Source organism: Rugamonas fusca, from assembly GCF_014042365.1.
In the GTDB taxonomy this organism is placed as follows: Bacteria; Pseudomonadota; Gammaproteobacteria; order Burkholderiales; family Burkholderiaceae_D; genus Rugamonas; species Rugamonas fusca.
This window is the reverse complement of record NZ_JACEZS010000019.1, coordinates 65,719-78,632: the sequence shown is the minus strand read 5'-3', so window position 1 is coordinate 78,632 and position 12,914 is coordinate 65,719. Positions and strand designations below refer to the sequence as shown.

10 protein-coding genes are annotated in these 12,914 nt (G+C 65.3%); 3 read left to right on the top strand and 7 right to left on the bottom strand.

The genetic code is table 11. The annotated features are described in order from the left end of the window. Positions 1–126: 126 nt before the first annotated feature. Together H3H36_RS19720 and H3H36_RS19715 are read right to left on the bottom strand one after the other, a co-directional pair. Positions 127–1,467, bottom strand: coding sequence for a phenylacetate--CoA ligase family protein (locus H3H36_RS19720; RefSeq protein WP_182219795.1), 1,341 nt, complete (start codon positions 1,465–1,467; stop codon positions 127–129). Positions 1,468–1,516: 49 nt separating this feature from the next. Continuing rightward, positions 1,517–2,758 carry a glycosyltransferase gene (locus tag H3H36_RS19715; RefSeq protein WP_182219794.1) on the bottom strand — a complete coding sequence of 414 codons (1,242 nt, stop codon included), beginning with the start codon at positions 2,756–2,758 and terminating at the stop codon, positions 1,517–1,519. A gap of 363 nt (positions 2,759–3,121) precedes the next feature. Here H3H36_RS19715 and H3H36_RS19710 point away from each other — a divergent pair, with 363 nt between their 5' ends. The 3 genes from H3H36_RS19710 (at position 3,122) to H3H36_RS19700 (ending at position 8,017) form a co-directional block, all read left to right on the top strand. Further along, positions 3,122–5,485: a heparinase II/III domain-containing protein gene (locus H3H36_RS19710; protein WP_229220002.1), complete on the top strand. Its 2,364-nt coding sequence runs from the start codon at positions 3,122–3,124 to the stop codon at positions 5,483–5,485. 201 nt (positions 5,486–5,686) lie between these two features. Continuing rightward, complete coding sequence (locus tag H3H36_RS19705; RefSeq protein WP_182219793.1) at positions 5,687–6,706, top strand: glycosyltransferase family 2 protein; 1,020 nt, start codon at positions 5,687–5,689, stop codon at positions 6,704–6,706. A gap of 18 nt (positions 6,707–6,724) precedes the next feature. After that, on the top strand, positions 6,725–8,017 hold the full coding sequence (locus tag H3H36_RS19700) for a flippase (protein ID WP_182219792.1): 1,293 nt from the start codon (positions 6,725–6,727) through the stop codon (positions 8,015–8,017). A gap of 22 nt (positions 8,018–8,039) precedes the next feature. Here the strand turns inward: H3H36_RS19700 and H3H36_RS26730 are convergent, their stop codons facing one another. The 5 genes from H3H36_RS26730 to epsG are packed head-to-tail and all read right to left on the bottom strand — an operon-like array spanning position 8,040 to position 12,903. Then, positions 8,040–8,759 (bottom strand): glycosyltransferase family 32 protein, encoded by a 720-nt coding sequence (locus H3H36_RS26730; RefSeq protein WP_220459802.1) that lies wholly within the window; start codon positions 8,757–8,759, stop codon positions 8,040–8,042. A 35-nt stretch (positions 8,760–8,794) separates the two neighbouring features. Continuing rightward, the gene (locus tag H3H36_RS19690) at positions 8,795–10,390 is read right to left on the bottom strand and encodes a hypothetical protein (RefSeq protein WP_182219791.1); all 1,596 of its coding nucleotides are present in this window, start codon (positions 10,388–10,390) and stop codon (positions 8,795–8,797) included. Positions 10,391–10,442: 52 nt separating this feature from the next. After that, the gene (gene epsI / locus H3H36_RS19685; RefSeq protein WP_182219790.1) at positions 10,443–11,126 is read right to left on the bottom strand and encodes an exosortase-associated protein EpsI, B-type; all 684 of its coding nucleotides are present in this window, start codon (positions 11,124–11,126) and stop codon (positions 10,443–10,445) included. After that, on the bottom strand, positions 11,123–12,034 hold the full coding sequence (gene xrtB, locus H3H36_RS19680; RefSeq protein ID WP_182219789.1) for an exosortase B: 912 nt from the start codon (positions 12,032–12,034) through the stop codon (positions 11,123–11,125). The genes epsI and xrtB overlap by 4 nt, the downstream gene beginning before the upstream one ends. Next, on the bottom strand, positions 12,031–12,903 hold the full coding sequence (gene epsG, locus H3H36_RS19675) for a chain length determinant protein tyrosine kinase EpsG (protein ID WP_229220000.1): 873 nt from the start codon (positions 12,901–12,903) through the stop codon (positions 12,031–12,033). The genes xrtB and epsG overlap by 4 nt, the downstream gene beginning before the upstream one ends. Positions 12,904–12,914: the final 11 nt, after the last annotated feature.

Below are 12,914 nucleotides of genomic sequence, written 5' to 3'. Positions count from 1 at the left end.
CCTTTACCGAAGTCCGCGCGCGCCATCGCCGCGGCCTGCCACACATCGTCCGGACGCAGGCTGGCACGTGGTCCGCCCGGTCACGAAAAATGACTATTATATAACATTTTACCCCTTCCCCCAAGGTCAACCGTGCGCCGGCATTTCATTGACCACCCAGCGGAACTTGCCGGCCGCCGTGTTGGGCAACTCGTCGCGCAACACCACTTGCACCTCGACCGTAGGGTCGACCAGCGCATGCACATTGTGGACCAGTTGCTGGCGGTCCGGCTCGCCAAACTGAGGCCCCGGCACCACCCGGATCTCCCAGCGCGCCGGCGCCACCTGGGCCACCTGCGACTTGAGCACATTGTGCACGCCCTTGAAGGCGAAGGTCAGCACGGAGGGGCTGATGACGGCGCCATCGCCGCCGCGGATGCTGTCCTCGTACTTGCCGGTGACCCGCTCGATCATGGGGAACGCGCGGCCGCAGGCGCAGCGGCCCGGCTTCCAGCGGGTCTGGTCGCTCAGGCGGTAGCGCACCAGCGGCATCGCATCGTTATGGAAGGTGGTTCCCACCACGGAGCCGAAGTCGTCAGTGGGCAAGCCTTGTCGATCGACAATCTCGACATAGGAATAGTCCGTATTCACGTGCAGTTCGCCGTGCTCGCACTCGGTGGCGAACGCGACGCGCTCGGCCATGCCATACATGTCCATCAGCTTGGCCCCCAGCCATTCGGTGATCAGTTCGCGCTGGTGCGGATAGGTCGGTTCGGAGGCCGTAAACACATACGGGATGCGCAGCCGGCGCTGGCGTTGCTGCAACAGGCCGGCCAGCGTGTAGGCCGTCGATGGATAAGCTTGCAGCATCGCCGGCGCCAGCGCCGCGAGCCGGTCGATGATGGCGTCGGCGTGGCGCGCCGTCAAATGGCGCGACGAGACCAGCAACTGGTGGGCCCAGCGGTTCCAGAACCAGAACGGCGGCCGCTGCCGGGCCAGCGGGGTCACCATGTCGCCGCGCAAGGTGGCGCGCGTCATGCCGGCGTGGTAGCCCGCCCAGCTCCAGTGGCGCTGGACGAACGCCTGCTCGAGCAACACCGACCGCAGGCTGCGGAACATGTCGAGCGGGGTGCCCGTGGTGCCACTGGTCTTGCCCAGCGCCTGCCACGGACGCTTGTGGCCTTGCCCCGGATAGAGCGCGGCCCGCTCGGCCAGCAATTGTTCCTTGCCGATGATGGGAAACGCCTGGCGCAATACCTGGGCCGACTCGGCCACGCTGAAGGCCGGCGAGATGTGCGCGTAATATGGCAGGCGGCCGATCGCGGTCTGCAGCGTGTGATGCAGACGTTGTAACTGGTACTGGGCCAATTGCTCGCTGTCGAGCCGGGCATTGCGCTGCAACTGGCGCAGGTAGTGGCCGGTCAGCGCGTTGTCGCGCAGCAGGAAGCGCGCCCCGAACAACAATTCATTCTTCATTTGTACCGTCATTGCATTCCTTGGTTAGCGGCGCCCCGGGGCGCGGCGTCGGCCCGCCGGCTCAAGCGGCCGGCGCCAGGATACGCGCGTAGGCCGCCGCCACCTGGCGTCCGAGGATGGCGTAGGTACGGTGGGCGCGCACATAGGCCGGACCGCGTTGGGCATAGCGGGCCCGCAGTTCCGGGTCGGCCAGCAAGCGCAGCACGCCGGCGCGAAACGCCGGCAACTCCATCGCCACGCACAGGCCGGAACCGCTTTGCTCCATCACCAGCTGCTGGTCGGGGATATCGTTGGCGACGCTGGGCAAGCCCAACGCCAGGTATTCGACCAGCTTGGTCGGCGAAGAAACGTCGAACAGGCGGCCACGCGGAATCGGCGACAAGCCCACTTCGGCGCGCACGGCATAGGCCAGCGCCTCACGCTGGGGCAGCCAGCCGGTCAGCAAGACGTACTGCGCCAGGCCGCGGTCGGCGATCTGGGCCCGCATCCAGCGCCGCTCGTCGTCCGAGGGGGCGTCGCCGGCCAGCACCATCAGGATCCGCGGATCGTCGTGGCGCAGCAAGTCCACCAGATCAAGCAGGAACGCGGAATTGCGCGACTTGCTCAGCGCGCCCAGATAAATCAGCACGCGCCGTCCGTCCAGGCGCGGATCGGTCGAGGGCGCGATGTGGTCGCGGTTGAACAGCGCGGCGTCCACCCCCATCGGCACACTGGTCATGCGCGCGCGCGCCAGCCCCAGGCCAGCGAGCCAGTCGGCCATGGCCTCGCTTTGCACGAACACGTGATCGGCCGCCGGCAACACCTGACCGTAGAACACGCGCCGCGCCAGCCAGGCGCGCGCCGCGTGCGCGCACCACAACAGGCCGCGGCCGCGGCTGGCGATCTCGTCGCGGCGCACCTCGAAGCCCTCCACCATGGGGAACGACATCCAATAGACGAACGGCAGGCCGCGCACGCGCGCGATCAGCCGGCACAGCAAGGCCACGGCGATCTTGTCGCGCACCTGGATGCAGTCGATGGGACCGCCCGTCAGCGCCTGCCACAGGCCGCGCACGTCCCACCACGGCGACAGCACGCTGGCCCAGCGGCTGCGCAAGTGACCGTGCGCATAGATGGCACCGGCGGCCCAGCTTTGCCGGGCGCCAGGCTGCCCCGCCTGGCCGATCAGCTGAGAGCGCAGGCCATGGCGGGCCAGTTCCACCCCGAACAAGGTCAACACATCGGCCCGGGTCGGCGGCAGCGGATCGCGCAACACCATGGCGATGGAGCGCACACGGCCCCCGCCGGATTCATTTCTTTTCATTTTTTTACTGCAAAAAACACAACGTCGCCGATTGTAACCGAATTCTTCCGCGCCGCAACGTTGGCGTTGGCAAGCGAACGCGTGGGAGGTTGCCGTCCACCGTGGCGAGCCGGCAACGCCAGGGCCGGCGCGCGGCCCGTTCGGCAGAGCCACACGGCCATTATTATTTCCACAAATCATTATTTGACGCGCCGAATCTATACAGCAAACAACAAATATGGCATAGTGAACAGAAGCTACGTGGTAGCTACTTTCCACGCCGCCCGACAGCGGGAGGCGCCGCTGATTCAACTCGGATTACTTGTCGACCGTACGTTCCCGAATAATTGCCGTGTTCCCGCGCGTACACCCCCCGGAGGTGGTATGAAACCGTTCAAATCCCAATTTCTCAGCGCGTTCGCGCTGATGCTGGCTGCCGTCTCCGCACCGTCGTATGCGGACTGGGCACAGTCGATTTACCCCAATTACACCCCGCCGCGCCCCGCCAGCGGCCAGGTCCAGGCGCAAAATCCGCCCGCCTTCACGTGGTCGAAATATCCCTATGATCCGTCGCTGTACATCGTCAAGATCATGTCCGGCACGACCGTGGTGGGCACCTACACGGTGTCGCGCAGCTTCTATCTGCCCGCGGCGCCGTTGCCGGCCGGCACTTACACCTGGCAGGTGACGCCGGCCGGCACCTTGAGCACGGGCGCGCCGGCGCCGACGGTCTGGTCCGACCCGCGCACCTTCACCGTCGACGCCACCGCGACCATGTTCGTCGTGCCGAGCGACGCCAGCCTGGCGAGCACCATCCAGGCGCGCGCGCGCCCACGCCAGTTGCCCAGCAATTTCACGCCCGTATCAGGCTGGAGCACGGCCATGCACACGGCCCGCGACGCGGCCCTGTCCAGCCTGCAAACCGAGGTGACGGGGCGCATCACCAGCTTGGCAACGCTGTCCGATTCGCTGTGGCCGCTGGCGATCTCGTCGCCGCTGACGTCGGCCATGGTGGCCCAGCAGAACGACGTGCGCACCCGGATCGGCCTGGCGAGCCGCCAGCTGGAAGCGTCGGCCCTGCTGTACCGGCTGACCGGCAACACCACCTACCTGAACGAAGCATTCCGGCGCGGCGATGAACTGACCAAACTGAGTCCGTTGGGCCCCACCAGCTACACCAACCAGGATCAAGCCACGCGACAAATCACGCTGGCGCTGCTGAAGGCTTACGATTTCCTCAAGCCCGAGATCGAGGCGGCCGACGCGGCGACCCCGACCCTGCAGCGCAAGCTCACCTGGATGAACGCCGTCAATGCCCGCATGGTCGACATTTATGGCGACCTGGCGCGCAACAGTTTCCGTCTCGACCAGGCCCCCTATGACTCGCACGGCTCGACCCTGCTCGGCTATGCGGCCGCGATCTCGACGCTGGCGCTGGGCGAACCGAACATGCCCAACGCGATGACCTGGTTTACCGGCTCGTTCCGCGCCTATGTCAACTGGGTGTCGATCTGGGCCGGCCCCGAGGGCGGCTTCGCCGACGGCACCGCCTATGGCCAGTACTCGCTCGATTATTCGCTGCAACTGTGGCAACCATTGAAGCAGGCCACCGGCATCGACCTGTTCAGCAAACCGTGGTCGCTGGGCCTGTCGAAGTTCTTCATGCACTTCCAGCCGCCCGGTGCGCCTGGCCATGTGTTCGGCGACGAGCACGACGTGCTGACCCAGCCGACACTGATGAAGGCGTTCGCGTCGCGCTTCAGCACCCCGTACGCGGCATGGTATGTGAGCCGCCTGAACGGCAGCACCGAGAACGCGGTGACCTTGCTGGAGGCCGAGTATCCACTGCCGGTGACCAAGGCGACCAGCATGGCGGCGCCGCCCAATGGCGCGCTGTACCCCAGCATTGGCTGGGCCGCCATGCTCAGCGACATCAACAACACCAACCGCACGGCCGTCTACTTCAAGTCCAGCCCCTACGGTTCCTATAACCACAGCCACCTGGACCAGAACAGCCTGGTGATCGATTCGGGCGGCAAGCGGCTGCTGACGGAAGCGGGCTATTCCGACTACTATTACTCGCCGCTGGCGGTCAGCTGGTTCCGCACCACCAAGGCGAAGAACGCCATCACCTTCGACGGTGGCGTGGGCCAGGTGGCCAATTCGGATGGCTGGCGCAATCTGCTCAACAACGGCAAGATCACGGCTTTCAGCACCTCGTCCACGCTCGACTACGTCGAGGGTGACGCGACGGCCGCCTATAACTCCTCGCTGGTGTCCACGCCCACACTGACGCAGGCCGTGCGCAAAGTCTGGTACCTGCGCGACCAGGACGTGGTGCTGGTGGTCGACAAGCTCAACGCGCCGCTGCCGCACACCTATGAGTGGAACCTGCACAGCATGTACAGCACGGCATCGGCCACGGCCGGCACCAGCTCGTTTACCACCTCCGGACTCAAGGTCAGGATCAACAATGAGGGCCGCACCCTGTGCCTGAACTCGCTGTCGACCGACGTGGCGCTGCAACCGCGCACGGGCGCCCCGTCCAAGACCGGCATCACGGAAAACCACATGGCCTACACCAAGCTCGCCCCCGCCACGGCCGGTGAATTCATCGTGGTCGCCTCCGTCGGTTGCCGCAACACCAGCGCCACCATCAGCACCACCAGTTCCGGCCGCACCGTGACGCTGGTGTCGACCAGCCCGACGGGCGCCGTGCTGACCCGCAGCATCCTGATCGGCAACTAAGCCCTCCGCCTGCCCCGCCCGGGGCAGGCCCACCGCGCCGGCCCTGCGCCGGCGCGGCCTCGCTCCCCCTTGTGGCAATATTGACATCATCACCATTGCCAAGCATACTGTCGGCTTTCCGACACCGCCCCCCCGCGACAATGGCCGACCACGCCGCCGGCGCGCACTGATCCGCCCCATCCAACGCTAGCGCCACACGAAATGCCGACCATCTCCGTCATCATGCCAGCCTACAACGCCAGCCCCTATATCCGGGCGGCGATCGACAGCATCCTGGGGCAGACTCTCCGGGATTTCGAACTGATCGTGATCGACGACGGCTCGACGGACGACACCGGCACGCTGGTGGCGGCCATCTCGGATCCGCGCATCCGGCTGGTCCATAACGATGGCAACCAGGGCCTGATCTATACCCGCAACCTGGGCGTGCAACTGGCGCGTGGCGAATTCATCGCCTTCCTCGACAGCGACGATATCGCCTTTCCGCGCCGACTCGAGCGGCAGCACGCCTATCTGCTGCGGCGTCCGGACCTGGCCGCCGTCGGCGCCTGGGTGCAGCCGATGAACGCCGACGGCAGTTATCGCGACTTCGTGTGGCGTTATCCCGGCGACAGCGCGTTCGTCAAATCGACCTTGCTGTTCCGGGCCTACATCAACACCTCCTCCTTCTTCGTGCGTACCGCCGTGATGCGGCAGTTGCCGTTCTCACCCGACCACGCCCTCGGCGAGGACTACGATATGTATCTGCGCTGCGTGCGCTCGTATCGGGTGGAAAACGTGCCGGAAGTGCTGACCGCCTACCGCCTGCACGCCACCAATATCACCCGCACCAAGGCCGCGCAGCTGACCACGCAGTTGAACGCGATCAGCGCCCGCGCGCTGGGCCAGATCGGCCTTACCCCGTCGCCCGACGAACTGACCTTGCACCGCTATCTGGAATGGTTGGGAAGCAATAGCGACCCGACCGTGTTCGATGCCGCCAACGCCTGGCTGCGGAAGATCATGGCCGCCAACGAGCGGACCGGACTATATGAGCGCGCGGCGCTGCACCAGGCGGCGGCCGAGCGCTGGCTGGCGCTGTGCCACGCCAACGCCCGCTTCGGTTTCCGGGCCATGGTGGCCTTCTTCCAGGGCCCCATGGCCATCGGGCGCGCGGTCCCCCCTTTGCAATATCTGAAGTTCTTCGGCAAGTCGCTGCTGTGCGCACTTCGCCTCACCTGATCCCCGCAAGGAATAACATTGAGATCGAGCATATTCAGTTTCCTTTGGCTTGCCAGTGAGAAGCTGGTCCGCATCTTCACCGGCGTGTTTGTCGGCCTGTGGCTGGCGCGCTACCTGGGGCCGGAACAATACGGTGTCTACATGTACGCGCTGGCCTGGGTCGGCCTGTTCAACGCGCTGGCCTGGTTCGGTGTGGGCGAAAACGTGATCCGCAACCTGGTCAAGCATCCGGACAGCGAGCATGAGCTGCTGGGCTCGGCGTTCATGATCCGACTGATAGGCTCGCTGGCAGCCGGCGTGCTGGCCCTGCTGTCGCTGCTGTTGTTGCGCGCGCCCGATCCCACCCTGACCTTGCTGGTGCTGTTCTGCGCGCTGGCGATTCCTTTCGCGGAAACACCGGCCGGCATCTTCCTCTACTTTCAGAGCCGGCTGCAAATCGCCAAGCCCGTATTGCTGCAAAACATCGTGAGGATCGCGGCCGCGGCCGTGCGGATCGCCTTCATCACCGGGAAGTTGTCGCTGCCGTGGTTCGGCGTGGCCGTGCTGCTGGAGTCAGTGGGGATCTTCCTGGTCCTGTTCGGCTATTACCTGGCCATCGGTGGCCGCTGTCGCGATTGGGTCTATGACTGGTCCGCCATCCGCAACATGGTGTGGCAGGGTGCGCCCATCGCGCTGGCGGCGCTGGTGGCCTCGCTGAGCGCGCGCACCGATCAATTGATGTTGGGCTGGTATACGGGCTATACCCAGGTCGGCATCTACGGGGCCGCCCTGCGCCTGTCGGAAATCTGGTGGACCTTCGCGCCCATCCTGATGAACTCACTGTCGCCCAAATACATCTTCAATATCCATGGCGATGGCGAGCTGCGCGAGAATATCGCCAAGATCATGGCCATCCTGGCCTTGACCAGCCTGCTGCCGGTGCTGGCCATCCTGGCATTGGGCCAGTACGCGATACCGCTGCTGCTGGGCAAACAATATGTGGCGGCCCTGCCCGTGCTGCATGTGCATATCTTCATGGCCGTGCTGGTGTTCTTCGACGCGCCGACGGCCCAGTACCTGCTGGCCCGCGATCGCCAAAGCCAGCTGGTGTGGCGTTCCGCGTTCCTGCTCACGCTCAACCTGTTGCTCAACTACCTGCTGGTGCCCAGGCTGGGCGCCTTGGGCGCGGCCATCGCCACCCTGCTGTCGTATATCGGCACGCTGTTGCTGTTTTACCGGCTGGCGCCATCGTTCCGCGACCTGGCGACGCTGCAGAACCGCGCGCTGGGCCTGATGTGGCAATTGCTGCGCCGCCGCGGCCGCTTCGCCTGACGCCGCGCGCCGCCCGCGCCTTTCAGGCTGCCGCGGCGCCGAACGCGTCGTAGGCAATCCGCCAGCGCAGCCGTAATCCCAGCAGCCCGAGCGCGCGCGCCAGCGCCCGTTTCGGCCGGCTGTCGGCCCATTCGGCGCCCAACCGGTAGTGGTGGATGCCATAGGTGGCCGGCGTGATGTCGCCGTACATCAACTGGCGCGGGTTGGGGTCAATATCGTGGTCGTACGGATTGAACGGAAAGAAGGTTTTCGAGGGCAACGTATGGTTGGTGGCGCCGCCATCGAGGTCCAGCGCGCGCTGCAAGATCAGGGGCGAGGCGACGAACAGGTGCTTGGGAATGAGCTCGTCCAATATCAGTTGGCGCGCCCGGCCTATGACCGGATCGCCCGCCTCGCACGCGATCACGCCACTGCTGACGGCGCGCGCCGTCTCCTGCACGTTCACGCAGCCGCCCAGGCCCAGCAGATCGTCGATAGGACGGATCAGCTCGATGTCCGTGTCCAGGTACACGCCGCCATGGCGATACAGGATGTCGAAACGGGCCCAGTCGGACACGAAGGCCCATTTGCGGCGCTGGATGGCGGCGCGACAATACTCATTGTCCAGGTCGGTGTTACGCTCGTTCCACGTGCGGATTTCATAATCGGGGCAGTACTTGCGCCACGAATCGACGCACTTGCGGTGCAAAGGGCTCATGGGGCCGCCGCCGAACCAGCACAAATGTATGATCTTCGGTATCATGTTTTCCATCTCAGGGCGATGCCCATCGCGCGGCATCAGGCCCGCATCGCCAGCGCCGTGGGCGCGCGCGCTGGCTGTGGCTGCGCTGTGGCGACCTCGGCCCCAGCGTGCCGGTGGTAACGGCAGAACTGCACAATATTACCCAGACAAAAATACGCCAGCAGCTGCACGGTGGTTTCATCGACCAGGTTGCGGTTATAGATCATGGTGGTCAACAACAGACACAGGATGGTGAGGCTGGTGTCGACGATGGCCAGCTGCGACGGTGGCGCCTGGGCCCGCCGGACAAAGCGCAGCGCCGTCGCGATGCCCGCCACGGGGATGGCAATGAACACCAGCGTGCCCAGGATGCCCACATCCCACAACAGCGCCGACAGCGCCGTGGAATTGACGCGCAGCGGACGAAAACGCTTGGCCACGACCCCGTAGCCCGTGCCTTCGGCGGCCGCACTGGCGCCCGGACCGTAACCGATCAGGCGCTCGCGTACAGTCGGGATGGGATCGCGATACCAGATATACAGCGAGGCGATACGGCTGACTTCGCCCGTCTTCTGGTTGATCTCGTACGGATTGAAGAAATAGCCGCCGCGGCGCGCGATCTTGTCTTCCAGGGAGCCGCCGCCCGTGCCCTTCTCGCCCCAGTACATGGCCTTGTAAGCCAACGCTGTCCCCACCAGCAGGCCAGCGATCAGCAAGCCATAGCCGGCGAAGGCGAACACGTTGCGCAAAATACGCTTGCGCAGGATCAGCACGATGGCCATCGGCATCCAGAACAACACCGCCTTGACTTCACCGAGCAGCATGTTGGCGCAACCGGCCAGGATGATCAGCACCAGCACCGGCGTCGACATCAGCCCCCGCATCCAGCGCGCCAGCGCGTAGCTGATCCCGGCGATCGAGAACAGCACCAGCACCGGGCTCATGCCATAGCCGAACGAGCCAACCACACTATCCCAGCCATCGATAGTCATGCTAAAGAAATGCTGGTAGATCACCAGCGGGATTTGCAGCACGACGATCAGCAGCAGCAGATTCCACAACAGCGCGATGCGCCGCTCGCTGAACTCGATGAAATACAAGGCGAACAGGACGCCGAACATGGGCAAGGCGAAGCGCACGGCCGAGATGATCTGTATCATCGAGGCGTGGCCGAGCGACAGCGAGAAGCTGAAACAGACCAGGAACAATACGGCGCACCAGATGACGGAGCGTGAGCCGAAGCGCGGAACATGCGCGGCCAGGGCGCGCATGGCGCGCAAGTCCACCAACTCGAGCGCCGTGCGGCACAGGAACAGGAAGGCGAAACCGCTGCCCAGCCAGATGGCGGCGTGGAAGTGGGCGAAGGAATTGGCCGCCCCCTGCACCAGGAACACGTAGATGAACATCAGCGGCAGCAGCTCGCGGGTGCCGACAAAGATCACGAACGGCACCAGCACGATCACCCCCACCAGCACCAGCGTCACCTGCGGCACGCCGAGCGCCACCACCATGCCGACGAACAGCGACAGCAGCACCACGCCGATCGACGCCAGCACGGCGCCGCGCGAGGGGAGCCTGGCGCGCAGCCGCCGCACGGCGGCGGGGACGTCGACCCGTTGGACGGCCGCATAGCACCTGCGGAAAATATTCATATCTGGTCTTTTCGAAACGTACGCGCGAAGGCGGTGAGCCGGCCGGGCCGGCCTAGCGCGCCGCTCCGGCGAAATGATACCTGAGCGCGGGCGGCATGGCGGCCAGCATCTGTCCCACGAATTGCTGCTGGACCTGATAGCCGCGCTCGTTGTCGAGCGTGATGTTCGACACCCGCATCAGCGTGGCGTCAGCGATGAAGCCGTGCATCGCGTACGACAGCTTGGCCAGCTTCATGTCCCAGGAGTTGTTGACGGCCCGGTCGCCGACGACGATCCAGTAGCTGACCGGCTCGTTGCGGTTGTAGCTGCTGGCCACCAGGCGCGCCATCGGGATCGTCATGCCGTCGATGGCGACCGGCTGGCGCGTGGTGGGGCCGACAGCGAAACCCTGGCCGCCATAACAGCCTTCCGGAAAGTGCACGGACAAGCTGTCCGTCTGGTCCCGGCCATAGGCAACGGACAGCATCACCCGTTCGCCGTCGCGGTTGACATAGGTGCGCATCAGCGTCTGCGCGTAGATACGCTGCAGCTCCGCCGCGGCCGTCGGGTTGACCACTTCGGCCAGCAGATTGCGGTCTTCCCGCCAGTCGCCGAACTGGCTCGGGATGGCGCTCTGCAGGTCGATCATGGGGCGGCTGTCGGCCAGCTTGTGGACGGGGGTGGCCACCTTGGCCAACGCCACCGTCAGCAGCATGGCGCCGCCGATGGCCACGCTCGAACGCAACATGCGGCTCATGGCGCGCCTTTCACGGCCGCGCGCCGCGCGGCGCGCCGGCGCACCAGCCATTGCAGGAAGGTGTCCAGGCTCAGGATCAGGCACAAGGCGCTGACGAACAACACCATGCCGGCGAAGCCATGCAGGAAGCCCTGGCCGGCCGCGTCGCCCAGGTAATAGGTGACCAGCGTCAGCGTGATCACGCGCAGCACGTTGGCGGCGAACGAGATCGGCACGATCAGCAAGGCCAGCGCCACGTTGCGGAACTTCGACGGGTGGTGCACCACGTTCAGGTAGAACAGGCCCAGCGATTCAAGCGCGAGCAGCGTCTGCAGGCCGGCGCAGGCGTCGGCCACCAACAGCTGGTACTGGCCGATCTGCAGGATCACGCCGGAGCGGGCGATCGGATAGCCAGCCCAGTACAACAGGTGTTCGGTGGCGAACGATACCGCCATCTTCATGGGCAGCGTCAGCGTGGCCACCAGCGCTCCCGGCAGCGGGATCATGAAGCACATGAAAAACAACGGGAACCACTGCACGCGCAGCGCGCGCGGGCCGAACTTGAGCAGGATGACGGCGGCCAGCACCCACACGAACGAGGTGAATTCCAGCGCCAGGATCTGTTGCGAGCGGCCCGCCACATAGAAGAACAGGCCGATGGCGAGAAACAGCCAGGCCGATACGGCACCCACGTTGTCACGCGCCACGGCCAGCATGTCCGAGCGCCGCTTGACCATCAGCCACAGCGACAGCGACAGGATGATGGGACCGTGGGCCGAGTCCTCATAAGTCCACACTTCGTTGATGAAGGTATAGAACGAAGGAATGAACAGCGCGAGAAAGCCCAGCACGATAGGGAGCCATTCCTGCAGCACCGCTTTGGGTGGCAGGGGCTGCTTCAACAGGGCACTCGGGGCCACGCTATTCATGGGAAATCGACCATGATGGTGCCGACCACCTCCGTGCCGTTACGGCGCAACATGGCGACCGTGGCGTTGACATCGCGGATACGGGTGTGGTGGCGGTGCAGCACCAGCAGCACGCCGCCGATACGGGCCGCCAGCGCCATCGAATCGGAGCCGTCGCCGAACGCGGCACCATCGTACAGCACGATGTCGTACTGGGCCTCGAGCTCACGGTTCAGATCGGCGAACACGGGACGGCTCAGCAGCTCCTGCGGATTGGGCGGCAGGGTGCCCGCCCCCAGCACGGACAAGGACATGAACGGTTCAATTTTCTCGATCACGCCCTGGTCGGCACGGCCGGCCAGCGCGTCGGACAGGCCCTGGCGCCCCTGCAGGTCGAACACCTGGTGCTGGCGCGGGCGGCGCAAGTTGGCGTCGACCAGCAAGGTGCGTTCACCGAGCTGCGAGAACACCACCGCCAGGTTGGCCGCGAACATGCTGGCGCCGTCGCCGGAACTGACGCCAGCGATCACCAGCGATTTGCGCTCGCGCGCGAACCAGCGCAGCATCAGCTGGCTGCGCACGGCGCGCAACGCCTCCACCTGGGCCGAAAACGGCTGGTAGGCGGCCACCAGCAATTCCGTGTACTTGCCCTGCCCTTGCTGCAGGTAGGGGTAGTCGAACTGGCGCGCCAGCGCTTGCTGGATGTCCTGCTCGGTCACCAGGCCGAGGCGCTGGGCCGCTTCACCGAAGCGAATGCCGAGCTCCTTCTGCATGCGCAACACGCGTTCGGCGCTTTCCGGCGTGATCTTGCCCGATTCGAGCAACAGGCCACCGATGCTGGAATCGGTGGAACGGGGCGCGGAGGCCACCGGATGCAGTGCGGGATTCATAGAGTCTTCCA

Coding starts and splice junctions, on each gene's coding strand:
- epsI (WP_182219790.1), bottom strand. CDS start 11,126: ATGAGCCGCATGTTGCGTTCGAGCGTGGCCATCGGCGGCGCCATGCTG.
- H3H36_RS19705 (WP_182219793.1), top strand. CDS start 5,687: ATGCCGACCATCTCCGTCATCATGCCAGCCTACAACGCCAGCCCCTAT.
- H3H36_RS26730 (WP_220459802.1), bottom strand. CDS start 8,759: ATGATACCGAAGATCATACATTTGTGCTGGTTCGGCGGCGGCCCCATG.
- epsG (WP_229220000.1), bottom strand. CDS start 12,903: ATGAATCCCGCACTGCATCCGGTGGCCTCCGCGCCCCGTTCCACCGAT.
- H3H36_RS19720 (WP_182219795.1), bottom strand. CDS start 1,467: ATGACGGTACAAATGAAGAATGAATTGTTGTTCGGGGCGCGCTTCCTG.
- H3H36_RS19710 (WP_229220002.1), top strand. CDS start 3,122: ATGAAACCGTTCAAATCCCAATTTCTCAGCGCGTTCGCGCTGATGCTG.
- xrtB (WP_182219789.1), bottom strand. CDS start 12,034: ATGAATAGCGTGGCCCCGAGTGCCCTGTTGAAGCAGCCCCTGCCACCC.
- H3H36_RS19715 (WP_182219794.1), bottom strand. CDS start 2,758: ATGAAAAGAAATGAATCCGGCGGGGGCCGTGTGCGCTCCATCGCCATG.
- H3H36_RS19690 (WP_182219791.1), bottom strand. CDS start 10,390: ATGAATATTTTCCGCAGGTGCTATGCGGCCGTCCAACGGGTCGACGTC.